At 39.8% G+C, this 26,379-nt stretch carries 24 protein-coding genes; 17 read left to right on the plus strand and 7 right to left on the minus strand.

The window, feature by feature from the left end; all coding sequences use genetic code 11:
* Positions 1-422 precede the first annotated feature (422 nt).
* The 3 genes from ACIQVU_RS00005 to recQ all read left to right on the plus strand — a co-directional run bounded on the left by ACIQVU_RS00005 (position 423) and on the right by recQ (position 5,314).
* On the plus strand, positions 423-2,306 hold the full coding sequence (locus ACIQVU_RS00005; protein WP_402893031.1) for an FAD-dependent oxidoreductase: 1,884 nt from the start codon (positions 423-425) through the stop codon (positions 2,304-2,306).
* Between the two features lie 86 nt (positions 2,307-2,392).
* Positions 2,393-3,526 (plus strand): TcaA NTF2-like domain-containing protein, encoded by a 1,134-nt coding sequence (locus ACIQVU_RS00010; RefSeq protein ID WP_340805825.1) that lies wholly within the window; start codon positions 2,393-2,395, stop codon positions 3,524-3,526.
* Between the two features lie 6 nt (positions 3,527-3,532).
* Positions 3,533-5,314, plus strand: coding sequence for a DNA helicase RecQ (recQ, locus tag ACIQVU_RS00015; protein WP_402893035.1), 1,782 nt, complete (start codon positions 3,533-3,535; stop codon positions 5,312-5,314).
* A 486-nt stretch (positions 5,315-5,800) separates the two neighbouring features.
* Here recQ and msrA read toward each other — a convergent pair whose 3' ends face one another.
* On the minus strand, positions 5,801-6,322 hold the full coding sequence (gene msrA / locus ACIQVU_RS00020; RefSeq protein WP_340805828.1) for a peptide-methionine (S)-S-oxide reductase MsrA: 522 nt from the start codon (positions 6,320-6,322) through the stop codon (positions 5,801-5,803).
* A gap of 318 nt (positions 6,323-6,640) precedes the next feature.
* Between msrA and ACIQVU_RS00025 the strand changes: the two genes are divergently transcribed.
* The 3 genes from ACIQVU_RS00025 to ACIQVU_RS00035 all read left to right on the plus strand — a co-directional run bounded on the left by ACIQVU_RS00025 (position 6,641) and on the right by ACIQVU_RS00035 (position 9,425).
* Positions 6,641-7,591: an LCP family protein gene (locus ACIQVU_RS00025; protein WP_402893039.1), complete on the plus strand. Its 951-nt coding sequence runs from the start codon at positions 6,641-6,643 to the stop codon at positions 7,589-7,591.
* 65 nt (positions 7,592-7,656) lie between these two features.
* Entirely contained in the window at positions 7,657-8,856 is a 1,200-nt protein-coding gene (locus tag ACIQVU_RS00030; RefSeq protein WP_340805831.1) for an AI-2E family transporter, read from the plus strand.
* Positions 8,857-9,059: 203 nt separating this feature from the next.
* Entirely contained in the window at positions 9,060-9,425 is a 366-nt protein-coding gene (locus ACIQVU_RS00035; protein ID WP_340805833.1) for a cupin domain-containing protein, read from the plus strand.
* A 51-nt stretch (positions 9,426-9,476) separates the two neighbouring features.
* Here ACIQVU_RS00035 and ACIQVU_RS00040 read toward each other — a convergent pair whose 3' ends face one another.
* On the minus strand, positions 9,477-10,652 hold the full coding sequence (locus ACIQVU_RS00040; protein WP_402893044.1) for an aminotransferase class I/II-fold pyridoxal phosphate-dependent enzyme: 1,176 nt from the start codon (positions 10,650-10,652) through the stop codon (positions 9,477-9,479).
* Positions 10,653-10,900: 248 nt separating this feature from the next.
* Between ACIQVU_RS00040 and ACIQVU_RS00045 the strand changes: the two genes are divergently transcribed.
* Positions 10,901-11,707: an AAA family ATPase gene (locus ACIQVU_RS00045; protein WP_402893047.1), complete on the plus strand. Its 807-nt coding sequence runs from the start codon at positions 10,901-10,903 to the stop codon at positions 11,705-11,707.
* Between the two features lie 49 nt (positions 11,708-11,756).
* Here ACIQVU_RS00045 and ACIQVU_RS00050 read toward each other — a convergent pair whose 3' ends face one another.
* Positions 11,757-12,551, minus strand: coding sequence for an enoyl-CoA hydratase/isomerase family protein (locus ACIQVU_RS00050; protein WP_340805836.1), 795 nt, complete (start codon positions 12,549-12,551; stop codon positions 11,757-11,759).
* A gap of 300 nt (positions 12,552-12,851) precedes the next feature.
* Here ACIQVU_RS00050 and ACIQVU_RS00055 point away from each other — a divergent pair, with 300 nt between their 5' ends.
* On the plus strand, positions 12,852-13,727 hold the full coding sequence (locus tag ACIQVU_RS00055) for a tyrosine-type recombinase/integrase (RefSeq protein WP_402893049.1): 876 nt from the start codon (positions 12,852-12,854) through the stop codon (positions 13,725-13,727).
* A gap of 44 nt (positions 13,728-13,771) precedes the next feature.
* Here the strand turns inward: ACIQVU_RS00055 and ACIQVU_RS00060 are convergent, their stop codons facing one another.
* The 3 genes from ACIQVU_RS00060 to ACIQVU_RS00070 all read right to left on the minus strand — a co-directional run bounded on the left by ACIQVU_RS00060 (position 13,772) and on the right by ACIQVU_RS00070 (position 17,097).
* Positions 13,772-14,626 (minus strand): transglutaminase family protein, encoded by an 855-nt coding sequence (locus ACIQVU_RS00060; protein ID WP_340808572.1) that lies wholly within the window; start codon positions 14,624-14,626, stop codon positions 13,772-13,774.
* Positions 14,627-14,687: 61 nt separating this feature from the next.
* Complete coding sequence (locus ACIQVU_RS00065; protein WP_402893055.1) at positions 14,688-15,653, minus strand: alpha-E domain-containing protein; 966 nt, start codon at positions 15,651-15,653, stop codon at positions 14,688-14,690.
* Positions 15,607-17,097: a circularly permuted type 2 ATP-grasp protein gene (locus tag ACIQVU_RS00070; RefSeq protein WP_340805839.1), complete on the minus strand. Its 1,491-nt coding sequence runs from the start codon at positions 17,095-17,097 to the stop codon at positions 15,607-15,609. Before ACIQVU_RS00070 ends, ACIQVU_RS00065 begins: the two co-directional genes overlap by 47 nt.
* Positions 17,098-17,174: 77 nt before the next feature.
* Here ACIQVU_RS00070 and ACIQVU_RS00075 point away from each other — a divergent pair, with 77 nt between their 5' ends.
* Positions 17,175-17,588, plus strand: coding sequence for a hypothetical protein (locus ACIQVU_RS00075; RefSeq protein ID WP_340805841.1), 414 nt, complete (start codon positions 17,175-17,177; stop codon positions 17,586-17,588).
* A 312-nt stretch (positions 17,589-17,900) separates the two neighbouring features.
* Here the strand turns inward: ACIQVU_RS00075 and ACIQVU_RS00080 are convergent, their stop codons facing one another.
* Positions 17,901-18,122, minus strand: coding sequence for a PF20097 family protein (locus ACIQVU_RS00080; protein WP_340805842.1), 222 nt, complete (start codon positions 18,120-18,122; stop codon positions 17,901-17,903).
* A 199-nt stretch (positions 18,123-18,321) separates the two neighbouring features.
* Between ACIQVU_RS00080 and ACIQVU_RS00085 the strand changes: the two genes are divergently transcribed.
* From ACIQVU_RS00085 to ACIQVU_RS00120, 8 genes are all read left to right on the plus strand, one after another.
* Positions 18,322-19,275 (plus strand): tyrosine recombinase XerC, encoded by a 954-nt coding sequence (locus tag ACIQVU_RS00085; RefSeq protein ID WP_402893060.1) that lies wholly within the window; start codon positions 18,322-18,324, stop codon positions 19,273-19,275.
* 119 nt (positions 19,276-19,394) lie between these two features.
* Entirely contained in the window at positions 19,395-19,940 is a 546-nt protein-coding gene (locus ACIQVU_RS00090) for a sigma-70 family RNA polymerase sigma factor (RefSeq protein WP_340805846.1), read from the plus strand.
* A complete protein-coding gene (locus ACIQVU_RS00095) occupies positions 19,909-21,264 on the plus strand; it encodes a DUF4179 domain-containing protein (RefSeq protein ID WP_340805848.1) in 1,356 nt (451 codons plus the stop codon). The genes ACIQVU_RS00090 and ACIQVU_RS00095 overlap by 32 nt, the downstream gene beginning before the upstream one ends.
* A 147-nt stretch (positions 21,265-21,411) precedes the next feature.
* Positions 21,412-21,561 (plus strand): hypothetical protein, encoded by a 150-nt coding sequence (locus tag ACIQVU_RS00100; RefSeq protein WP_004230023.1) that lies wholly within the window; start codon positions 21,412-21,414, stop codon positions 21,559-21,561.
* A gap of 120 nt (positions 21,562-21,681) precedes the next feature.
* The gene (locus tag ACIQVU_RS00105; protein ID WP_340805859.1) at positions 21,682-21,852 is read left to right on the plus strand and encodes a transcriptional regulator; all 171 of its coding nucleotides are present in this window, start codon (positions 21,682-21,684) and stop codon (positions 21,850-21,852) included.
* A gap of 322 nt (positions 21,853-22,174) precedes the next feature.
* Positions 22,175-23,878 (plus strand): putative bifunctional diguanylate cyclase/phosphodiesterase, encoded by a 1,704-nt coding sequence (locus tag ACIQVU_RS00110; RefSeq protein WP_402893064.1) that lies wholly within the window; start codon positions 22,175-22,177, stop codon positions 23,876-23,878.
* A 308-nt stretch (positions 23,879-24,186) separates the two neighbouring features.
* On the plus strand, positions 24,187-25,623 hold the full coding sequence (gene proS, locus ACIQVU_RS00115) for a proline--tRNA ligase (RefSeq protein ID WP_340805862.1): 1,437 nt from the start codon (positions 24,187-24,189) through the stop codon (positions 25,621-25,623).
* 132 nt (positions 25,624-25,755) lie between these two features.
* Positions 25,756-26,379, plus strand: coding sequence for a hypothetical protein (locus ACIQVU_RS00120; protein ID WP_340805864.1), 624 nt, complete (start codon positions 25,756-25,758; stop codon positions 26,377-26,379).

Consider the following 26,379-nt stretch of genomic DNA (forward strand, 5'->3'; position numbering starts at 1 on the left):
AACTTGAATCATGCAAGTTCCTCCTTTTTTCACAATGGCTCTAGTATAGCATGAAAGATGTTCCAGCGTCTATAAACATTATTAAATCAAGGTTTCTCGTTCTTTTTCTTATTTTTCTCCCACTAAAATCGTTCCTCCCTGTAACTTTCTGCGAAACGAAAACGTCTATTATGTCAGATGATTGGCTGTTCTTGAAAAAGAATAGAAATATTGCATCATTTTCCATTGCCTATTGAGTGAACTATCGACTAGAATGGAAGCTGACTGTTTTTTGCTTCAGCTCAATTACCCCTCACTTTTAGCTCAATAACGAAACAGCCATCAAACCCGTTCAAGGCTTACTCACAATCAACTATATACAGCAGTGGAAATGGCGATAATATGCGCTTATTCATGGAAATATTAACTATCAGAGGTGTTTTATGGGCAAAAAATTATTGCTGGCAGCGATGACTGTCATGATTTTATTACTAGGGATTGGAGGTTATTTTTGGCTAAAGGAGCTGCTTAGCACACGAGCATATAATCAATTAGTGGAAGAATATCAAAAGCCAGAGCCTCTTCAGACGCTAGAGGAAAACTATGATGTAATTGTTATTGGCGGTGAACCAGAGGGAGTTGCGGCTGCGGTTGCCTCCGCACGAAATGGCGCTAAAACATTATTGGTGGAGGAACGACAGGAATTAGGTGGGTTATTTACATACGGTATGCTTAATTTTTTAGATATTCCACGGGATGGTCGCAACAACTCCATTAGTAAAGGGATTTTTCAGGAATGGCATAAGCTTGTGAAAGGCAAAGATGCGTTTGGCATTGTAGGCGCAAAGGCTGCCTTTAAAAAGCTTGTCGATCAAGAGCCAAACCTAACATTATCGGTTCAAACAGAAGTTGTGCAAGCATATCTCGATCAGCAGCAACTGACCGCTGTGGAATTAAAAAATGAATTTGGTACATATAAGGTAGCGGGTAAGTCATTTATTGATGCAACACAGGATGCGGATTTTGCGGCAATGGCGGGTGTTCCTTATTTTGTTGGTGGTGAGGATATTGGGATTAAGGATAAGCGCATGGCTGTGACCTTAATGCTGCATTTAAAAAATGTCGATTGGGATCAGGTAAAAAAAGCGGCTCGCTCGGGTGTATTTGGTGGTGCAAATTTAAACGATACCGTGATGTGGGGCTTTACAAAGCTTCATGATGAATACAAGCCTGCGCAAGAGGGCGTGCGCTTACGTGGCTTGAATTTAGCACGAGTGGATGATGAATACTTTATTAATGCCCTGCAAATTTTCGGTGTGGATGGCTTAAATGAGCATTCTAAGCAGGCAGCGATTAACGCAGGAAAAAAAGAAACAGCGCATATTTTGCAATATTTACAGGAAAACTTCCCAGGGTTTGAACAGGCGGAAGTTGTGAGCTATCCAGAGGAGCTATATGTGAGGGAAACACGACATATTTGGGCTGAGTATCAATTACCAATGGCTGATATTTGGACGAATCGTGACCATTGGGATAGCATTGGCATTGCCTCCTATCCAGTGGATGTACAAGCACAAACGCCGCATGATTACGGCTATGTGATTGCTGCGCCAAAGCAGTATGCCATTCCGTTCCGTTCACTTGTGCCAAAGGATATTGATGGCTTACTTGTGGTAGGACGCTCTGCAGGCTATTCCTCACTTGCTGCGGGAAGTGCGCGCATTGTACCAACAGGTATGGTGACAGGTGAAGCGGCAGGAACAGCAGCGGCACTTGCCCTTGAGCATTCTATCAGCTTTAGAGCAATGAGTCAGGATAACAAGCTAATTGCTTCCTTGCGTAAGCAGCTCGATAAGCAAGGAGCATATGTGGATGCATTTTCTGAGGACTATCCATATCAAGGAAAATGGTATGATAAGGCTATTCAAACATTAATCAATTATGGTCTTGTGGTAGGTGGCTATGATAATGATTTAAACGTAGACAGTAAAGCAACAAAACTAAAATTCGCGAAAACGTTCAAAGAAAGCATGTTACGTGCCTATCCAGAAAAGGCTACAACTATGCGTGATCAGCTTGAAATTGTGATTAATAAAGTGTATAGCACAGGTGATGAGGCGATTACACGTGATGAAGTGGCACAGTATATAGCAGATGTACTGCTTGGCGAATCGGATGCCACAAGCTGGGATGCGTTGATTGATCAAGGTATTGTGACTAAAAAAGTAGCCGATAAAATAACAGACAATCAAACACTAAAATTAAAAGAGCTGTATGCCATTATGGCTGATGTGATTCACTATGTAGAACAAGAGCGCTCCTCCTGATGAGGAGCGTTTTTTTCATGATATGAAGATAGTTAAATTATTCATAATATTATTATGTAAACTTGAAACATAACGATACGTTGTTTATGATAGCAATAGAGAATGCTAAAATAGAAAGATTTGGTGAAGGTATGAATAAAAAGTGGCTGCTGCTAGGAGCGGCAATAGGTTTGCTAGCAGGCTGTGACAAGGATGTGTTTCAACTTTCTAAGTCAGAGGTGCAAACAGCCGTCACAGCAAAGCAAGCACAAAAAATTGTGCCAGAGGTTAAAGTAGTTGGTGAGCATGGTATTGGTGCAGGCATTATTATCAGGCAGGAGGGTGAACAGCTTTATATCGTAACAAATGGCGCGCTTGTTGCCTCAAAGCCAACAGCCCTTGTGCAATTAAGTCATGGAGAATGGGCTGCAGCCAATGTGCATGTTATATCAACAGCCTATAATACCGCCTTGTTACAAGTATCCACAAAGGCTGTAGTGCAAGTACCGAATATATATGAAGGCGAGCTCCAGCAGCTAGCAGTCTATGTCAACGGCTCACCCTATACAATTCAGCAGTATGAGGATAAGGTCGCTGCTTATTATATAGATGTGCAAGAAGCTTTGCCTGTTGGAAGCCCTGTGATGGAGGCTGCACAGGGGGCGATTGTTGGGCTCTATTTTCAACGCCAGCAAAAGGGCGAATCCCAGCCATACATATTACCTTTGCAAGCGATTGAGCCATTTATAGAGGAATGGCTTACAGAGGGGATGGAGCCAAGTGTCCGTCTGGCGCAATCGAAAAATCTTTATCCTTATATAGAGCAAGGCGATCAAGCAGCAGTGCAGCAAGCGATTGAGCAATATGGGGAAAATGTATTTGCGTATAATACGGATGAAATTATGTTATTTTTAGATACATTTCATAACTACTTAAAAGGTGCTGTCACAGTTCAGGATGCCCGTGTTATGCAGCCTGTTGTTGGCAGCGAGGCGCTACAAGACACATTGGCACAGATGGTTAGCTATTATGCTGCTAAACAGGCGAAGATCCATTTTTCCGATACAGTGATTCAAAGCATTCGTGTAGAGGGAGAGCATCTTCTTGTAGAGGCGCAAACGGAATATTTATTGACCAATGCGGCTGGGCAAGAGGCAGTCGCCTATTCGACAGTCCTATATAAGCTATGGAAAAATGAGCAAGGCACGTATCAATTAGTAAATTTAACAATCAAGGAGTGATATTGCATGGAGCGAGCAAGGCAAATGCTACAGCATCACTTTGGCTATGAAATCTTTCGTCAAGGGCAAGCACAAATTATTGAGCAAACCTTACACGGACAATCAAGCCTTTGTGTGATGCCAACGGGTGGAGGAAAGTCCATTTGCTATCAAATTCCAGCCTTAATGCTAGAGGGGCTAACAATTGTGATTTCCCCGTTAATTTCATTAATGCAGGATCAGGTGGAGGCTTTACGCGCAGCCAATATTCCTGCTGCCTATATTAATAGTACATTGACGGCGCAGGAGGTGGATGCAACAATGCAGCTTGCAAGTGCAGGCTATTTAAAGCTGCTCTATATTGCACCAGAGCGATTGGATAGTACCGCCTTTTTACAGGCATTAGCACATGTACCAGTGCCGCTTATCGCAGTAGATGAGGCGCATTGTATTTCACAATGGGGGCATGATTTTCGACCAAGCTATCGCTCGATTCAAAAGCTTTTTACTTTATGGCAGCACAAGCCCACTATTTTAGCGCTAACAGCCACAGCTACGCCAACGGTTTGCGCAGATATTCGACAACTGTTAGACATTGATGAGCAGGCAACGGTAATTACAGGCTTTGCACGCGATAATTTGGCGTTTTCAGTGCTAATTGGTGAGCATAAGGATCGCTATTTGAAGCAATATTTACAGAAAAATAAGCAGGAGGTCGGCATTATTTATGCTGCTACACGCAAAGCGGTCGATGCTATTTATGATATGCTTGAGCGCTCAGGGGAAGCGGTTGCGAAATATCATGCAGGGCTGCCAGAGGCGATGCGGATGGCAGAGCAGGATCGTTTTTTAAAGGATGAGGCACGGATTATGGTGGCTACAAATGCCTTTGGAATGGGCATTGATAAAAGCAATGTGCGCTTTGTCTTGCACTATCAAATGCCGCGCAATATGGAAAGCTATTATCAGGAGGCAGGCAGAGCGGGGCGCGATGGCTTGCCAAGTGCCTGTATTTTGCTGTATGCCTCAGGCGATGTGCAAACACAGCGTTTTTTAATTGAGCAAGCACAGGATGAAACACGTATTCCGCAGGAGCTGGCAAAGCTGCAAACAATGGTCGATTATTGCCATACGGAAGGCTGCCTGCAAAATGCCATTTTAGCCTATTTTGGAGAGGAGCAGAAGGAGCCTTGTGGCCGCTGTAGTAATTGCAATGATGGACGAGCCGTGGCAGATGTGACAGAGGACGCGCAAAAGGTGCTCGCCTGTGTGGTACGCATGGGGCAAAAATTTGGCAAGACGATGGTGGCACAGGTGTTAATCGGCTCGAAAAATCAAAAAATAACGGACTTTGGCTTTGTACGCTTATCCACGTATGGCTTATTAAAAGGGCGCTATTCGTTAAAGGATGTATCCAATTTTATTGAATTTTTAATTGCAGAAGGGCTATTAGCTGTCAAGCATGGCACATACCCAACGATTTATGTATCAGAGGAGGGCAAGGAGGTACTGCTTGGTCGTCAAAAGGTGATGCGTAAGGAGGCGGTAGTGGTGCGTCAAATTGCTACGGATGACCCGCTATTCGAGCATTTACGTGTCCTGCGCAAGCAGATTGCAGATGAGGAAGGCGTACCACCATTTGTTGTATTCTCGGATAAAACATTGCGGGAGTTCTGTGAGCAAAAGCCAGCCGACTTAGAAGCTGTTCGCTCTATTAGCGGTATTGGCGAGGTGAAATTTGAGAAATATGGCAGGCGCTTTTTCAAGGCATTGCAAGCTTTTGTAGCTGTAGCAGGGAAGGAGAGCTAGCTCTTTTCCTGCTCCTCCACCTGAATATCGAATATATGTGAATATTGGCTATCCACTGATTGTCCCAGAACTTCATAAATATAGTAGCCTGCGTTTTGAGGGCTATCAATGTGTGATCCTTTAAGGTAACTTGTGAAGACGTACCATCTTCATGCCATTGCTTCACAGTAATAGTAGATGTATCTTCAATGTTCACCTTAATTTTACTGTTTTCTTAACGGTTACGGTAGGGAATTGTGCGAATTCTGGCATTCGTGGGTCCAGTTGTTTTTCAATTTTTACATAACCATCATTCAAGTAATAGTCCCCATGCATGTACAAGCTGATAGGAGGTAGCATCCACAATTATTTTACCTTCAGACGTACCTTTTTGCTTGGGACTACATGCGATTAAATTTTTCATTTACCTAACATCTCGATAATCGATGTATACTGTCAAAGAAGGAGGTGCTTCGCCATAAATAGAAGCACCTCCTTCTTTAGCACTTATTGTTCCCAATGCTTGGCGATAAAGGCATCGCGACCTGAAATGGCACGATCCTGCTGATAATGTTCAGCTTCCTTTTGATAATAATCCTGATGGTAGTCCTCTGCTGGATAGAAGCGTTCAGCATCACGAATTTTGGTTACAATAGGTTTATCAAAGCGTCCACTATTCGCCAGCTTTTCTTTTGAGGCTTCCGCAAGACGCCTTTGCTCATCTGTATAGGTAAAGATGGCTGTTGTATACGATTCACCGCGGTCATGGAATTGGCCGTAAGCATCGGTTGGGTCAATTTGCATCCAATAAATATCAAGTAGCTGCTCATAGCTAAAAATCGCTGGATCAAATTCAATTTCAACGACCTCTAAATGACCAGACGTTCCTTTTTTGACATCCTCATAGGTTGGATTGTCAAGATGACCACCCATATAGCCAGATGTCACCTTATGTATGCCATCCCATTCAACGAACGGCTTGACCATGCACCAAAAACAACCGCCCGCAAATGCAGCTTTTTCTATCATTTGAATCATCCTTTCTTTATGTGACCACTATTATAGCATCTGAAAAATAAATGAGATAGTGCGAAGGTTAGTCATCAGGACCTAGCAGCCATGTAAAGAGCGCGTACGAGTAAATGTGGGAATGAGAGGGTTTCTTTTTCGAATTAGTATTTATGATATTCTCATTTTGCATGTATCTTGTGAAATATTGATATGATAGGGTTTCTATTACTGTAATTTGGACAATGTATGACAGCACCTGTAAAATAAAAAGGAAGATGAAACTTTCCAGTGACTCATTCGTTACATTAATTATTATAAAATAGAGGAGAAGACAGTATGGAAGAGCAAGAATATACAAGACGCTCACAACGTCCCCCAAAACGTCGATTGCGTAAAGGGAGAGCTTTTTTTACATTGTTAGTACTTTGTGTCATTGTGCTAGCCGCCTATTCGGTCATGCAATATCGCAGCGGATTAAAGCTTGCCAATGCCACAAATATAGCGCAGGAGGATTTTACAGGTGATACAGTAGCAGGAGATATTGAAAACTATTTAATATTAGGCGTGGATACACGTGGAGAGGAAAAATCACGCACAGATACCATGATGGTATTATCGTGGAATAAAGCAAACAATGATATGAAGCTTGTTTCCTTTATGCGTGATATTTATGCAGATATTCCCGGCTATCAGTCGTATAAGCTCAATACAGCCTATTACTTAGATGGAGTGCAATTATTAAAAGATACACTCACACATATGTTTGGGCTACCGATTCATCACTATGCCCTGATTGATTTTAAAAACTTTGAAGCATTGGTCGATATTTTAGCACCAAATGGGGTGGAGATGGATGTAGAGAAGGATATGTCTGAGCATATTGATGTGGAGCTGAAGCAGGGTGTCCATCATCTAAACGGGAAGGAGCTATTAGGGTATGCACGTTTCCGTCAGGATGAGGAAGGGGATTTTGGCCGTGTTGCACGTCAGCAGAAGGTTATTGAAGCATTAAAAACAGAGCTATTAACCCCAACCAATATGCTACATTTACCAAAATTTATTGGCGCAGCACAGGGCTATATTACAACAGATTATTCATCTGCTGAGGAAATGAAGCAAGTACTAAAATTATTATCAAAAGGTAAGGTCAATATTGAGAAAGCAACGATTCCGATTGAAGGCAGCTACCAATTCCAAAACTTTAGCCATGCCGGGGACTCCATTGTGATTGATATTGAACAAAATAAAGACTTTTTACGTGATTTTTTAGGTATTCCGTTAGAGTGATGCTTCGCAAAAACCAATAAAATCCTGTACTATAAAAGTAGAACATTGTGGATTGGGGTGGAGATATGGACAAAGGGCAACCAAAAGAACGCTCAGGCTTGTTTGCAACAAAGTTTATTCGTTTTTTAGGTGGAAAGAACCTATTATTTACACTAGTTGTTTTATTATTAGTGGCATGTGTTATTTTTATGTTTCATGAAGTTTCCTTTATCTTTACCCCGCTTCAAGTATTATTTGAAGTTGTCATTTTACCAGGGGTACTAGCTGTAATTGGCTACTATTTACTGCGACCATTGCTTGCCATATTGGTACGTTGGCGCATTCCAAGAATTTGGGGAATTTTACTGCTCTATATTGCGGTCATTGGTGTGATTACATTACTTGTTGTGCTGGTCTATCCATTTTTACGTGATCAGTTCACCAATTTAGTACAGGAGTTTCCTGAATACTTTATGGCGTTTACACAAAGCATTGTTGAATTCCTGAATCAATCACGCTTTAATGAATACTTAGATAAAATTAATTTAAACTATGATGAGGTTGTAAATAATTTCACAACAGATATGGTTGAAACAGTGAAGGATACAGCAACAAATGTAGCACAAGGCGTAGCAACAGGCATTACAGGCTTTTTATCCACATTAACAGGTATTATATTATCGCTTGTGACCGTGCCGTTTATTTTGTTTTATTTACTGAAAGAGGGCGAAAAGCTACCGAAATTTATGCTGAAGGTTTGCCCACCACGCATGCGTCAAGAGGTAACGGATATTTTCCATGATATGGACAAGCAAATTAGCTCCTATATTCAAGGGCAAATTTTAGTATCCATGTGTATTGGGGCAATGGTGACAATTGGCTTTTTAATTATCGGTATGAAATATGCGCTACTGCTTGGCTTCCTTGCTATGATTACAAGCGTTGTGCCATATTTAGGACCAGTCATTGCTATTACACCTGCTGTGATTATTGCACTCGTAACATCACCATTTATGGTTGTTAAGCTAGCGATTGTTTGGACGATTGTCCAGCTCATCGAGGGAAAATTTATTTCGCCACAAATTATGGGCAAATCGCTTAGCATTCATCCGATTACTATTATTTTTGTGTTGCTGACAGCAGGCTCATTATTCGGTGTGCCAGGTGTTATTTTAGGAATTCCAGGCTATGCGCTTTTAAAGGTGCTTGTTACGCATTTATTTAAGCTCTTTAAACAACGCTATAACTATTACCAAGATAAGGATCAGGAAAAATATGAGCTTTAAAAAAACAGCTACTGCTAAATATCCGCAGTAGCTGTTTTTGGGTGTTTGAATCATCAGTGTATTAATATACATATATTTTTGTAATTGATACAATTCAAATTTGGACGTATACTATAGCAAAATGTGGATTGGGTTTGAACAGTGCAGGTCTAGTGCATTCTTCATTGAAATTCGTAGCTTCATACCAAGGGAGGAAACATAAAATGACATACATACCGATTAATTTTCAAGAAAAATTAGCTAAATTTCAAGAGCATTGGTCACCAAAGGTTATTGCTGAAATGAACGATTATCAATTTAAACTTGTCAAAGTACAGGGCGATTTTGTTTGGCATAAGCATGCTGATACAGATGAAGTGTTTATTGTCCTTGAGGGGCATTTAACAATCGAATTCCGAGATGGCGAAGTGAGCTTGCGTGAAGGTGAAATGTTTGTAGTACCACGTAATGTCGAACATAAACCCTATGCAGCTTCAGAGTGTAAAATTTTACTTGTAGAGCCTAATGGGGTCGTGAATACAGGTGAAGAGCAAACAGAGCTAACTGCTGAAAATGATGTGTGGATTTAAAAATTATGATAAAACCCTTCTAAGTCAAAAATTAGAAGGGTTTTTGTCTGTTTAAGGCTGTGGCGTTAATTGCACTTGGGCCAAGCGTGTAACCGCCTCCTGTAACATCTCATTTGGTTGTACTAAGGCTAAGCGCAAATAGCCTTGTCCTGCTGTGCCAAAAACTGTGCCTGGTACAGTAACAATGCCAACTTGTTCGATTAATTGAAAGGCTAGCTCTGTACAATCGATATTGTATGGGTATTTTGCCCAAACAAACATCCCGCCGTCTGATGGTGCTGCCTCCCAGCCTAGTGCTTGTAAGCCATTCATCAGCGTTTTATGACGTTCTGAGAAAGTGGCACGTAAGCTTTCTGTAATTTCTTCTGCGTGATCAAGTGCTACGACAGCTGCATCTTGAATGGGCTCAAAAATCCCAAAGTCTAAATTGGATTTCAATTGTTTTAAAATAGCAATTATTTCTGCATTACCTGCGATATAGGCAATACGTGTGCCCGCAAGGCTAAAGCTTTTAGACAGGGAATTAATTTCAATGCCCACTTCTTTTGCGCCCGGTGCAGCAAGGAAGCTAATAGGGCGATCCCCTGTAAAGTAAAACTCAGAGTATGCCGCATCATGCAGCACGATAATATTGTATTTTTTCGCAAAGGCAATCACCTTTTCAAAATAAGTGAAGGACGGCATGGCAGGCACTGGGTTACCCGGTAAGTTTAAAATTAAGAGCTTGGCTTGTTGGGCAATTTCTTCAGGCACTGCGTCTAAGTCTGGTAAATAATCGTTAGCGGCTGTTAATGGCATATAGTAGGGTGTTGCTCCTGCTAAACGAATGCCCGCATCATAGGCAACATAGGCGGGATTTGTGGAAAGCACAATATCACCAGGGTTACAAAAGGCAATCGGTAAATGAACTAAGCCTTCTTGGGAGCCCATTGTTTGAATAATTTCAGAAGCGGGGTCTAAGTCAACATGGCTACGACGTTTGTAGTAGCGACTAACAGCTTCATAGAATCGCTGTGTACCTGTGAGTGTGTAGCCATAAGATTCGGCTAAGCTTGCTTGGTAGGATAGATGCTCACGAATTTTTGCATGTGGGGGAATATCAGGGCTGCCTAAGCTTAAATCAATGAGCTGCATCCCCTTTGCTTGCTGCTGTTTGGCAAAGTTTTTTAAATCGCCAAAAATTGCTTGTGTAAAGTATAACATTTTGTTAGATGGATTGATTTTCAAAATACGTACACTCCTTATGATTATCTAAAATGAAGCTTTAATTGCATCATTTTATCATACGAAAGCATGGAAGGGGAAAGATATTCTGAAAAAAGAAAATATTTATAGTGAGCGAGCATAGTCTGACGGATTGCGTGTCTAAATGGACGGATAGACTGTTTACTGTGACGGATAGCAGGCTTTCCGAAAAGAGGAAGGTTATATTATACTAAACTTCAATGGGAGAGCTTGAGAGGAGGAGTGCGATCATGAAGGTATATTCATTAAGCGGACCGAGCGGCACAGGCAAAAGTACAAGTGCGCTTGCCTTTGCCCATCAATTGGGCGTTGAGGCGATTATTGATGATGGCTTGCTGATTGTTAATGGCGTTAGGGTGGCAGGTGTTTCCGCAAAATTTGAAAAAAATACAATTACGGCTGTACGCCGTGCTATTTTTACGGATGAGGTGCATCGAGAGGCGGTGCAAAAAGCATTGGCAAATTATCAGGTGCAGTCAATTTTACTAATTGGTACATCGAATAAAATGACCAATAGCATTGCTAAGCAGCTAGCATTAGGGCCGATTGCACATTATTATTGTGTGGAGGATATTCGTTCCTTGAAGGAGATTCAAAAGGCACGCTTTATTCGTCAAACACAAGGAAAGCACGTGATGCCGATTCCCTATCGCCAAGTGGAGCAAAACTTTTTTAAGCGTTTAGTGCAAAAGGGTATGGAAATTTTTGGACCAAAGCGAGAGAAAATTGGCGAAACGACCATTGTGCGCCCAGATTTTCAGCGGGAATATATTGACATTGATAAATCGGTATATGTTCAGCTATTAACGCATAGCTGTCGTCAGCAAGCGCTTGTACATAAGGTGGAGCACGTACAATTTCTATTAGGCGAGCAGGCACAGGCAATCCTAACCATTCAGATTAAGCTGCCGCTGGATGGTTCATTGGCAGAGCGTTTATATGCCTTACAGCAGGCAGTGCAGCAGGAGTTTTATCAGCATTTTGATTATGAGTTAGATGCTATTCATCTCCATGTGAAAGCCGCTAAAAGGCCGTAAAAAACAGGTACTCCCTTCACATATTTGTGAGTAGAGTACCTGTTTTTAGCTATTTTGGCTGACGTGTAAATTGAGGCTGACGCTTTTCTACAAAGGCACGGCAGCCCTCTGCAAAATCGCTGCCGACAAAAGGTGTGGAGCCTTGCCAGAGGGCAGGTACACTATCGAGGCATTCCTGCACGGATTGCTTTACAGCTAGCAGCGATTCTGGTGACATGCCTGCGACCAGCTTGCCCATGCGAATCATATATTTATTTAAGTCCTTTTCTGCTACTAGGTAGTTCAGCATTCCTAAACGAAAGGCTTCCTCTGCTTTAAACATACGCCCTGTAAAGACTAAATCCTTTGTTGTGGCAGGGCCTACAAGCTGGACTAAGCGCTTGGCAAATTGATTATTTAACGTAATGCCTAATTTACCAACGGGAATGCCAAGCTTGGCTTTATCGGAGCCAATGCGAATATCACACGCTAAAGCTAGCTCTAAGCCAGCGCCCATGGCAGGTCCATTAATGACACCAATCGTTGGTAGGGGAAGGCGCTCAATAAGAGAAATCGTTTGCTCCATATGCACAAAGGCTTCCTCCGCCTTGTCGAGAGAAATGGCATTAAATTCTTTAATATCAGAGCCTGCTGTAAAGTTTTCACCTGAGCCGCGTAAAATCAATACTTTATTTTTAGGGTTTTCTAATACTTGCTGAGCGATTTTCGCTAATTCATCCCACATATTTGCGGTTAATGCGTTTTTTGCCTGAGGGCGATGAATCGTAATAATCGCTAGGCCAGCGGTTTCTTGATAAATAATTTTTGCATCTTCTGCTTCCAGTCGAGTTGTCCTTACTTGCATATCGGCAAAGCCTCCTATAGGTTTCATTCATATTATTATTATTATATAACACAAACAATAAAAAACACGAAATTATCTGAATTTTACAAGGAAGCGGCATTTCTGATTGAAAGCATGTCGAAACTATGAGAAAATACAATAAGAACATATGTTTCTTATTACTGTAAGGGGCATCCTATTAGTAGAAGCGGTTAAATACAGATTATCCGACACTACAATTTAATAAAATAAATAGAACATACGCACCCAAAATATAGTAAACTATAAATAATTTACGCATAGCAAACAAGGAGAGATTCTATGGTCACATTAAAGGAAGCATGGAATAGCTATTTATTATTGCTGCAATCATTGAAAAAAAGCGCTGCCACAAAAAAGCAGTACAATATGGACGGACAGCAATTTTTAACGTTTGCCCGTGAGCACAACTACTTAGATGTAGATCAGCATTTCAAAGATATATTAGTGCTTTATTGTAACTATCTCAAGGAAACATATAGCAATATTAATACATTTAATCATAAAATCGCGACACTCAGAGGCTTTGTGGACTTTATTTTTTTACGAGAATGGGTGGAGCCCTTTGATTATCAGCATATTTTACAGCCGAAAAAACGCCAAAAAGAGGCACTTCAATTACTAACAAACAAGCATATGATGCAAATTTCTAATGTTTGGCCAACCTATTTTCAATATGCTAAAACAGAGGAGCATGCATGGCTGGCACGGCGCAATGGCTGCATTGTCCAAATGCTAATGGAAACAGGATGTAAGCCAGCAGAGCTTGTCCATATGAAATGGGCACATGTTCATGATAAGGAAGCCACTATTTATATTGCTAATCGCAATGGACGACGAGCCATTAAGCTATCTGCATTATTGCTGGAAATGCTAGCACACTATCAGCAGGAAACAGCAACATTGCATCAGCAAGAGCTGGGGGAATGGATGTGGGTTAGCGAGGCAAGTCAGGCAAAGCCGATTACGACTAAAACCGTGGAGCGCATTTTTCAAACAATCTCTCAGGAAATCGGGAAAAATGTACGGGCAACGGATTTACGCTATACCGTTATGCAGAAGGCGTTTCAGCAGGAAAAAACATTGGAGCATATTCAGCAGGAGATGGGCTATGTGCGTAAATGGGTGCTAACCGAAAGACAGCGACGTTTTGAATAAAAAATATGCAGCAAGCGCATTTTCGCCATTGCTACATATTTTTATTATAAATGATTTAATGCCTTAACGTTTACCTTTACCGTTAAATCATGCTTACCACCTGTATAAACACCTTCAACAGGGCTTATATCACTATAATCACGGCCAATGCATAGAATAATATGGCTCTCCAATACTTCCACGTTATTTGTTGGGTCAAGACCGATCCAGCCAATGCCAGGAATCATAACTTCTACCCAAGCATGTGTCGCAATATCGCCGATAAGCCCTGAATTTTCATCCACATATAAATAACCACTAACATAGCGCGCTGGAATCCCTTTTGCGCGTAGCACAGCCAGCATAACATGCGTAAAATCCTGACAAACACCGCGTTTTAAGGCAAATGCTTCATTGGCAGTTGTTGTAACATCTGTTGCGGTCGAATCATAATTAAAGCTAGCATATAAATATTGCATTAAATTCAACGAAAACAGCACAGGATTTTCAGCATGACCAATTGCATGATAAACCTCCTCTAATTGCGGCTCCGACATAAATGTAAAATGGGTCGTCTTTAAATATGGTAAGTAATGCTCGTAAAATAGCTGTGAATGAAAAATTGTCTGCATTTCAGGTGAATATTGAATACGATGAATAAATGGCGCACGCTGAATACTAACAATAGAGGAGGTGTGAATCTCTAATGTTTGATGCTGCTCTGGAATATAAAAGGAACCAACTGTATTGCCCCAAATATCCGTATGCTCACGTGTCAGGGATGATGGTGTAATCGCAATACGGTAAGAGAGCAGGCGCTGACGCTCATCACTGCGCGGCTTTAAGCGAATCGTATTTAAGCTTTGATCGACTTCAGTTTCATATTGAAAAATATTGGTATGCTGAATTTCAAATTTCATCGTGTCCGCTTCCTTTTGCTTACTGACTTGCTTGTTGACAGGGAGCTGTGGTGGATTCCCTTCAAGATTGTAGGCTGGGTTCATATAAATGATAGATTGTTGAGAATGCATCACCGAAGGCAATACATTGCCCCAATCGTTCCTCCATAATAATAATAGCTTCGTGCACATCCAGTTGTTCAAAATGAATCGAGTTCATTGTAGCAGCAAAGCGCTTGATTGTCACATGCAGCGTTAAAAACCTTTCAGATGAAGCATCCTGCTCAATGGCTGTAATAGCTTCTTCTATTTTTTGCAGACAAAACATGACCGAACGAGGAAAATGCTCATCCTGTACTAAATAGCGCATCACCGCCAATACATTAATTTGTCGATGCTTGCGTAAGAAAGATTCTCTTGCTGCAGCAATATCTAATAGAAAGGTGCCATCACTCTCCACAAGAGGGAGTGCTGTTGCTTTATGTTGCGCTAGAATTGTGACAATCATGCGCAGCGTTTTTTCTGCACGTTCAAGCCACTTGCCAATTTGTATAAAATAAAAGGGGAGATCACGATCCATTGTACCTTCAATTAGCCCTGTGACCGTTAAGAAAGTTTTGCGTATATCCTGTAAAAAGGCTTGCAGCTCAATCAGTGGAATAGGACGCTCTCTTGCTAGAATCGTTTGCTGCTTTGTAACATAAAAGGCATTTTGCATTTCCCATAGCTCTGCTGGCATACTATCTCGTGTGACACGCGCATTTTCTCGAATAGACCGCAATGTTGCCTGAAGTGCATTGCTGTTTTTCTCTGAAAATAATAGATAATCAATTAATGGATTAACACGTATCGTTTGATAATTAGCTAAATATTCCTGCTTGGAAGCGCAAATCGTTAAAATAGCCTCCCAATGATCTAAATATTCATGTTCTTTTCCCGATTGCTCCAGCATATTCAACAGCTGTACCTGTAATATATGTGCATTTGTTTGTGTTCGTTCACTATACCGTGCCATCCAATATAGTGCGTCCGCTACTCGACTTAGCATGCTGCACGTCCTCCTTTAATATCCAAGTATCCTTAGCGCCACCACCTTGCGATGAATTCACAATCAATGACCCTTCCTGTAATGCCACTCGTGATAAACCACCTGGCAATACATAGCAATCCTCACTTTTGACCACATACACACGTAAATCGACATGGCAAGGATAAAAGCGTCCTTGCTGAAATGCAGGTGCTCGCGATAGCTTAATCGTTGGCTGTGCAATATATTGCAGTGGCTGTGCTACTATTTTTTCCTTAAATAAAGCAATTTCCTCCTCGCTCGCATGTGGACCAATCAGCATATCATAGCCCCCTGAAGCACCAACATTTTTAATAACAAGCTCATGCAAATGCTCCAGCACCCATGCACGCTGACGATCATCTCCTAAATGGTAGGTTTGGACATTCGGTAAAATAGGCTCCTCCTGCAAGTAATAACGAATCATCTCAGGCACATAGGCATACATCGCCTTATCATCTGCCACACCGTTGCCAACCGCATTTAAAATCGCTACATTGCCTGCCTCATAAGCTGCCATTAACGAAGGAACACCTAATAACGAATCCTTTCGAAACACAGCAGGGTCTAAAAAATCATCATCAATCCGCCGATAAATAATATTAATTTGCTGCAAGCCATAGATCGTTTTCATATAAACCTTTAAATCTTGTACAACTAAATCGCGTCCCTCAACAAGCTGAATATTTAAGTGTTGGGCTAAAAATACATGATCATAATAAGCCGAGTTATACATCCCTGCTGTTAATAGCACCGCTTTTGGCTCACGTGCTGCTGACATAGAGGGTGGGCGATGTGCCAGCAAAGCTTTTTGCATATAAGCAAGATGCTTATCAAGAGGACGTATTGTATGCTTAGAGAAAAATTCAGGATATACCTCCTTCATAACATGACGATTTTGAAAAACATAGGAAATGCCAGAAGGGTTGCGTAAATTATCCTCTAATACATGATAATCACCATGCTCATCGCGAATTAAATCGATGCCTGCTAAAAAGATATGATTAGCGATTGGTACTTTCAATCCCTTCATTGCTAGAACGTAGTATGGATTATGTTCAACAAGCTGCCGTGGAATATAGCCATCCCGAATAATCGCTTGTTCACCATAAATATCTTGTAAAAATAAATTTAGCGCTTTAACACGCTGCTTGACACCTGCCTCAATGGTTGCCCACTGTGCATGTGGAATAATAATTGGCACACAGTCAAATGGCATGGTGCGCTCTGTTCCATCCTGTGCACCATAGACAGTAAAGGTAATCCCTTGGGTAAGAAAGCTTGTCTGTGCTTGGCGATATTTTTCTTCAAGCTGCTCCTGCGAAAACATCGCTAGCTTGCGATAAAATGAACGATAATGCGGCTTAGGCTGAGTACCTTCAAACATTTCGTCAAAGAATAAGCTGGAATCATAGAAATTCATCATATAGCATCGCCTCCGAATTTAAGTAGTGGTGAAAACATGTTACACTGTGAATAAGTAGATAAAAGGAGCTAATAATTATGACACTGATTAATTTAATGCAAGCCTATGAATTAGATAAGCTATCTAAATTACATTTATCAGATGAGGAAATTTTACAAGCTTTACGAGCAGGAGATGTATCAGCTTGGCAGCAACATGTGCCAAACTATGAATTTCAAGAAACAATGGCACTTTATCAGCAAGGGGAACAACAGTTCTTGGATGCGTTACATGGCCATTATCAAATTAAATATGTAACATTACCAGGCATCCAACGTTTATTGCAACTCCGCTTTCAATTAGAGGCAGGCAAAGATTACGAATTACTTGAAACTGGTATCCAGCATTTAACATGTACTGGCGAAACAATTGACAAGCTTCAGCAAATGCTATCCAGCAATTGGTCACTTACAAAGGAAGCAGACAATACATATGCTATATTTGTAAAATAATGTAACATGCGTTGTGAGAAGAATCGACATAGGTAGTTATCCATCTTCTGCTTTTTCGAATCGTTTCACAGCGCAAAAAGGTGTCTACTAAGTTAATATTCAAAAACAATGAATTTTATACCTACTATTACAAAAATCCCCTTGATAAGCAGGGGATTTTTTATATTATTGAAAGAACTTATGTTCTAAACCTCTAAAAAGAGCATTTTTCCTAATAAAGTTCCCAAATTTATATTTGGGAACGTTTTTATGGTAAAGAAAATGCAAAAGCTCCATTTTGAAAAAGATTTAATCAAAATGGAGCTTTTCGCTTTAGCTAAGTTTATGAGGTTCATCTACAAACATCCCTAAAATATAACCACAATCCTGACAATAATATGCACTTATTTTAGAATTCTTTCTTAAATGCGAATTCAGTGGTGCACTTTTTTTCATTGCTTCTTCAGGAAACATATAAAGTGGAGCATGAGCTGCTCGAATAATACCTTTACGAATATCCTTATGATTACACTGTGGACATATCTTCAATTCCATAGCAATCCCTCCATAGACTTTTATATATTCTACTATAAACTTTTTTCTTAAGTACTTTATGAATAAACATATCTGTTAACGAGTTTCTTTAGCGGTGATTACATTCATAAAAGTATATCACTAATAAATAATGATTACTTTGATATACAATTTGGGAACGTTTTTTGTGGTAAAATAGAGAGCAATTAGAGGTGATTTGATGCAAAAAACAAAACTACCAAAAATCATAAAGGATTTTCTTGTTTATTTAACGACAATTAAAGGCAAATCCCAGCGCACAAGAAAGGAATATGAATATGATTTACTATTATTTTTCCGCTTCCACAAGGCTGTGCAGGAGGATGTAGCTACTGATAATTTAGCAGCCATTGATATTGCTAGCATTTCCATTGATGATATTCGTGAGATTACATTAGAGGATTTATACTTATTTATGGAATATTGTGAGGTACAACGTGGCAATTCGGCTGCGGCAAGAGCGCGTAAAGTCGCAACCTTAAAATCCTTCTTTAAATACATAAAGGGGAAGCGTCGGCTAATTGAGGAAAATCCAGCAGATGAACTAGAAACACCGAAAATTGGACGCAAAAGACCCATCTATCTAAATATGCAGGAAGCGACGCTATTTATGGATGGTCTACAGGCATCTCCACGCAATTACTGTATTATGATGTTTTTCTTGAATTTAGGAATCCGTGTTACAGAGCTTTGCCAGCTCAATAAATCCTCCATTCAAGGGCGCTATTTAACGATCGTTGGAAAGGGCAATAAGGAGCGCACTGTTTATTTGAATGATAGCTGTATACAGGCATTAGAGAACTATGAAAACAGTGGTAAAACACCCTATAAGGGAGAGGGCGAGGAGCCGCTTTTTGTATCACAAAAGGGCACACGACTTACGCGCCAAACCGTTGCCAGAATTGTGAAACGCATTAATCAGCAATCAGGCTTACAAAAGGAACGACTAACACCGCATAAGCTGCGCCATACATCCGCCACAATGATGTACAAGGCAGGCGCTGATATTCGAAGCCTACAGCATATTTTAGGGCATTCCAGTGTCGCAACAACCCAAATCTACACCCATATCGAGGATGAACAGCTTCAACAGGTACTCAACAACAATCCATTTAATATTGTTCATAAAAAATAAGAAGAAAAACGGGGTCATAGGCTTGATTTTTAGCCTATGACCCTAAAATTCTTTCCTAATAAAAAAATTGAAACTTTTTGGCGGAGTACCATCTCTAATGAACGAAAGGAGGTTGAGGCATGAACGAAAGAAAACTAGTAAAAAAGGCAGTAAAGGGCAATAAAGAAGCATTTGAAAAGCTTCTCGTTATACATAGCAATCAATTGTATCGTACTGCCTTTTTATATGTAGGAAATCGCGAAGATGCATTAGATATTGTACAAGAAGTCGCTTATAAGGGGCTTTTAGCAATAGGTCAGTTAAGAAATGAGGAATTTTTCTTAACATGGCTCACAAAAATTTTAATGCATTGTGCTTTTGATGTCATAAAAAAGAAGAAACGAGAAATACCCATTGAAAAAATAATAGAGCCTTCATCTGAGAAATTAGAAAAAAGAGAGAGCCGCTTAGATTTAGTGAAGATGATCCACCAATTAAAAGCTCCTTATCGAGATGCTATTATTCTATTTTATTTTCATGATTTGCCGATTAGTGAAGTAGCCAAAATAATGAATATCCCTGAAAATACAGTGAAAACATATCTTTATCGCGGCAAGGGACAGTTAAAAAAACTACTAAGGGGGAATGGTTACAATGGAGAAGAAACCGTTTCAAGTAGAATATGAAAAGATTGAAGTACCGCAGGATGAGGTTTTACAGGCTATACAGATTGGTATTAACCGAGCAACGGCTACAAGAAGTATAAAAAATCGTAAAAAACGTTTAAAACCTTATTTACTATTAGCATCAGCATTACTTTTTATAACAGCAAGCTTTATCTCTCCGTCTATATCATACGTAATGGCTGAAGTACCTTTTATCGGTAAGGTATATGAAAATATGAATGATTTCATCGGTAGAAATTTAGCATCACAGCAATTAATCACCCAGTTAAATGAAACAGCCAGCAATCAAGGCATTGATATTACGATCAAAAGTACCTATTATGATGGTGCAGTGATTGGCGCTACTTTTTATATAACTGGTGATGTTCAAACAGAAGCTGATGGTAGATTGCTAGGCTTCTATGAACTATTTGATGGGAAGAAAGAGATAGCAGATAGTAAAGAACTCGTCTATTTAGACCCTACAGAGGATGGATATGCAGGTCATATCCAATTATATTATCCAAAAACGGAGCTGCCATCTAACACGACTTTTCCGCTTGAATTTAAGCGTATCGGCACAAAAGAAGGTGTTTGGAAGTTTGATGTGCCGATTCAGCAATTGCCTTATACAACCATTCAGCTTCAGCAAAAAAGCAGCGCCATAGATGCAGGTATAAGCGTGCTGTTTGATACCATTATGCAAGGACAAGCATCAACCGCAATTAACTATACAGCTACTTTTCCCCGTGAAGGAAAGCATGACCAAGTAAGGTTAGAAATTTTTGATGATAAAGGAAAGCAGCTACCATTATTGGCAGATGGTATTGATTTAGAAACGTCTAAGGATCAGCATTCTATAACCATTAAAGGAAGAACGATCATATCACAGCCACTAGCAGAAACAACAAGCCATTTAACAATCTCTCCAAAAGTAGCTGTCTATGAAAAGGATCAGTTTACCACATTGGAACAACCAACGCCAATTCATATTGACTCTGCTCGGCAAAAGCTAGGTGTAACAGTAGAAAAGATAACATTAAAGGACAAGCAATTGACGATTGATTTCTACTTCAATAGTGAACATAAAGATTTTATACTGTTTGAAAACTTTGCTCGAAACAATATCGAACTTGTTGAAGAATCTGAAAAAGAAGTGTACAAGAAGTCGATTAAACATACAACGAAAGCAATAGATAAAGATAACTTACGCTTTAGCAGTACATTTAATATTGGGACAGTGCATAATTTTAGTACAGATAACTATGTTTTAAGGGTCAATTTCAATGCACTCCATGCAAATATACCAGTTGAATTAGATGCCGTGAAAATTGATGTGAATTAAACAGCAGGGAATTTAGCGCTATCGCAAAGGGCTAAATTCCCTGTTATTTTTTTAAAAAGAATACTTGACGGATAAAACAATCTGTTATATATTAAATAAAAATAATAACAACTGTTATAAAACAGATTTATCCAAGGAGGAATTTATATGTCAAAGTATCGTGATGGTTATGAGTTTTATTGTGAAATGTGTGAGCGTTATGGATTAGAGCCAATTTCTTTCCGCTATTATGTATTACAGCTATCGCAGCAACAACTATCTGCCTATAATATGCAAGCAAAACAATTAGGGATTTAAAAGGACGTGATTATGACGGAAGCCGATGTGAATATTTTATAAAAGCCCAGCCATATAGCATAACATGGACTGGGCTTCTGCAATTTTATAGACATGCACAACTGAAAGGAAGTTATGATGATGACAGATTATCGAGAAGGCTATGAATATTATCGACAAGCTTGTGAAAAACATGGCTTAGAGCCAATTAATTTTCACTACTATATTTTAAATTTATCGCAGGAGCAGTTGGATGCCTATAACCATTATGCCAAAGTATCAGGAGGCTCAATTGAATATGAGGTTTCTTAGCCTATAAAATGTCTTACTGCTTATTGCGTATAGTAAGGCATTTTTTTACTGTTTCTCATACAAAAGCAATTAGCTGTTATAGTATAAAAGTAATTTAATTATCATAAATTTATAGGATTTCAAGCAACTATTTTCTATATTTTTTGTAAAAATACAGAAAAAATAACGTTGAATGTTTTTGATATTTGGGTTGAATTAACTGCTTTTCTAAGACTATAATATAGTTACATAAAAAAGGGGCGCTATACCACAACTTTATACCTCGCTGTAAGATAAAGCAAAAGTACCAAACCCTTCATATTTTAATGAACGGAGAATGAAAATGATGAATATCACGCCTAGTAGTATGAATCAACACAATTATAGTCTAAAAGAATTACAGGATATCTTTTCTGCCATGAATAGTTCCATTATTGTAGCTATTACAGATCGTACAGGAAAAATTACATTTGTGAATGACCATTTTTGTAAAATTTCAAAATATTCACGTGAAGAATTATTAGGGCAGGATCACCGTTTACTGAACTCGGGCTATCATCCTAAATCTTTCTTTAAAGAGATGTGGAGAACTATCGGGAGAGGCGATATGTGGAATGGCGAGGTGTGTAATCGTGCAAAAGACGGGAGCCTTTATTGGGTAAAAACAACTATTTTCCCATTTCTTGATGAAAAAGGGAAGCCGTATCAATATATTGCGATACGTGTAGATATTACAGCACAAAAGGATATAAAAAAAATTACGCATATTGCCTATCACGATGAGTTAACAGGACTACCAAATCGTCGTAAATTAGAACAGCGTTTAGAAAATGAATTCCATCAATCTCGACGTACAGGAGAGAGGTTTGCGTTGTTTTTCATTGATGTGAATCGTTTCAAACACATTAACGACGGGCTTGGTCATATTATTGGCGATATGTTTTTAGTAGAGATGGCAAATCGTCTGCGCAATATTGATTACACATCGAAGTCATTCTATCGCCATAATAGTGATGAATTTGTAATGATTTTAAATGATGTCAATCGTATTGATGAAATGGCAAAGGAAATTATTAATGCATTTAATGAAAGCTTTATCATTGATAACTATGAGTTTTATGCAAGCATTAGTATCGGAATTAGTATATTCCCTGATCATGCAGGCTCCATCGAGGAATTATTAAAGAACGCTGATATTGCGATGTATGCCGCAAAATCTACACGCGGCAACCAATATCGCTTATACCGCGATAATATGGATGAAGCGAACGATAAATGGCTTTTATTAGAAACAAAATTACATCAGGCTTTAAAAAATGATGCCTTAGCGCTGCATTACCAGCCTAAAATTGATTTAAAAACAGATACAGTTGTTGGGATGGAGGCATTGCTGCGCTGGCATGATGCAGAATTAGGTCATGTCCCACCAGATCGCTTTATTCCATTTGCAGAGGAATGCGGACTTATTAATGATATTGGTATATGGGTGCTACGCAAGGCATGTGCGCAAGCGCGTCTTTGGAATCAGGAATATAGCTTAAGCTTACGTGTTGCTGTTAATATTTCACCGATTCATATTAGTACACCGGGCTTTGTGAATATGGTGCGTGAAATTGTTGCAGAAACAGGGTTTGACCCGCATTTATTGGAAATTGAAATTACAGAGATGAGCATGCTTGATTATACAGAGGAGCTTATTGATACCATTAGGCAATTACGAGCACTCGGTATTACGATTTCATTAGATGATTTTGGCACAGGCTATTCCTCCTTAAATTATTTAAAAAAATTCCCTGTCGACGTACTGAAAATCGACCGTGCCTTTGTACGGGATATAGTGCCTGAAAAATCAGGAATTGCCATGATTTCAGCGATGATTTCCCTAGCCCATGCCTTAAACTTGCAAGTTGTTGCTGAAGGTGTTGAGGAGGAGGCAGAATTAAAGGTGTTACGTGAGCATGGCTGTGAGTATGTACAAGGCTATTATTTCAGCAAGCCGTTATCTGTAGAGGATTTTACCAATTTAATTAAACAATCTAGTTTTTAATTGCTATCGGAGAGCTGTTTTGCTAAAGTTAGATCAAATATAATTGATGATGTGGCCAAGTAAGGAAGAATTGTGAAACAGAAAATATAGCAATTGCTGAAAGCTATATCACCGCTTCTTCGCTGAACACCTACCACGGAGATGTTATGCAAACATAACCGAGTCGTTTTCATTATCAAACGTGAGAGGGCTTTAAGTTTTGCTTAAAGCTAAATCAAGGTGGTACCACGTCTATCTAGCACAAGGACGTCCTTTTAACAAGGACAGCTTTGTGCTTTTTTTGATTTTACTGTTAGGGAGGAATGCATATGTCAAAGCAGCTAGAGGATTTTTCGAAATGGTATATTGAAACCATTCAAAAGGCAGATTTAATGGATTATACGCCTGTTCGTGGCTGTATTGCCTTTAAGCCAGATGGCTATGAAATTTGGGAGCATATTCAGGAGGAAATGGATCGTCGCTTTAAAGAAACTGGACATCGCAATGCCTATTTCCCAATGCTTATCCCTGAATCCTTCTTCCAAAAGGAAAAGGATCATATCGAAGGGTTCTCACCTGAGCTGCCATGGGTGACGGAGGCAGCAGGAGAACCATTAGAGGAACGTCTAGCACTTCGACCAACCTCTGAAACAATGATTGGCCATCTTTACTCGAATTGGATCAAAAGCTATCGTGACCTACCTGTGCTGCTTAATCAATGGGCAAATGTCTTTCGCTGGGAAAAGAAAACCTTGCCGTTTATCCGTACATCTGAATTTCTATGGCAGGAGGGGCATACGGCACATGTAGATGAGGCAGAGGCACGTCAGGAAACCATGCAAATGCTGGACATTTATAAAGAGGTGGTGGAGCAAGTATTAGCCATTCCTGTCTATGATGGACAAAAAACACCGTCCGAGCGCTTTGCAGGAGCTGTTGATACGTATTCCATTGAGGCAATGATGAAAAATGGTAAGGCTGTGCAAGCAGGTACTTCGCATTATTTAGGCACTAAATTTGCGGAAGCCTTTAATATCAAGTATTTAACAAAAGCAAATAAGCATGACTATGTACACACAACCTCTTGGGGCACTTCTACGCGTTTAATTGGCTCTGTCATTATGGTGCATGGTGATGAGCAGGGGCTTGTCCTACCACCACGCATTGCACCAACACAGGTTATATTAATTCCTGTTGGACCGTGGAAAAAGAATCCGCAAATTATGGAGCAGCTCGATACTATTTTTGCAACGCTTAAGGCGAAGGGGATTCGTGTACGTCTTGATGATTCAGACCAATCACCGGGCTTTAAATTTAATGAGTGGGAGCTCAAAGGCGTACCATTACGTGTAGAATTAGGGCCTCGTGATCTCGATAATCATCAAGCACAGCTAAAGGCACGCGATGAGGTGGAGAAACAAGCAATTGAGCTATCCGCTATTGTTCCAGCCATTGAACAGGAGCTAGTAGCAATGCAAACGCGCTTACTAGAAAAAGCACGTCAATTCCGCGAAGCCAATGCCCACACAACCATTGATACACTTGCACAATTACAGCAGCATATCGACATAGCCAAAGAAAATAGCACAATTCCAGGCTGGGTGCTTGCTGGATGGTGTGGTGAGGATGCCTGTGAGGAACAAGTAAAAGAACAAACGAAATATACCTCTCGCAATATTCCATTTAGCCCACCAACAACCAAAGCAATCTGTATTGGCTGTGGCAATAAAGCCAAGCATACAGTTTGGTTTGCCCAAGCCTATTAATGAACCTAAGCCGATTTCCTTTTGAGAAATCGGCTTGTTTATAAAAATTATGTAAATGTAAAACTTTCCTTATAATAATGGCAGATTCACTGGAAATGAGGATGCCTATGATAAACTTGCAATTGCTTTATAATGACTATCTACATATTAAATTTTATAAATGAGGAAACGCTTGCCTCCTTTGCATTGCAAGGCGATACGCTTGTACATACGAAAACAAATATCCAAGTAGCGCATTATTTTGCTTGTTACTATGATTATTATTGTGAGCAACTAGCTATAACACCTGCACATCTAAATGCCTGCAAAAATCTTACGCTAACGCTTGTGCAAACAATAGAGGGCAAACGTAATAAGCTGACAATGCCAGCAGCACAGGGCATAGAGTGCATCATACAGCTTATTAATGATGTCGATGCCTTTTTACAGATGTATCATGGCAATAGCATAGTCTTCTTTATGCTTATTGAAGATTTTCTATGCCATCAGTCTGCAATGCCTTACCATAATCATTGTTTTGACATGCTCTTACAAAATTATGTAAATTATATTTTAGCTTTTCATTTTGAGGAGATGAATAAGCTTATAGACTACTTCACCGAGCAGCCATTATACTGTAAACTAATTATTAATAAGCTTTTTGGATATACCATTTTTATGCAAAAAATAATAAAGCAAGCCAATATCGCTTTAAGCGAGTATCCAAGGCTTACGCAATTTTTCGAGCAGGAAACAAGCGATATCTATCAAGCATAA

The sequence above is a fragment of the Lysinibacillus sp. NPDC098008 genome, from assembly GCF_044760715.1.
GTDB lineage: Bacteria > Bacillota > Bacilli > Bacillales_A > Planococcaceae > Lysinibacillus.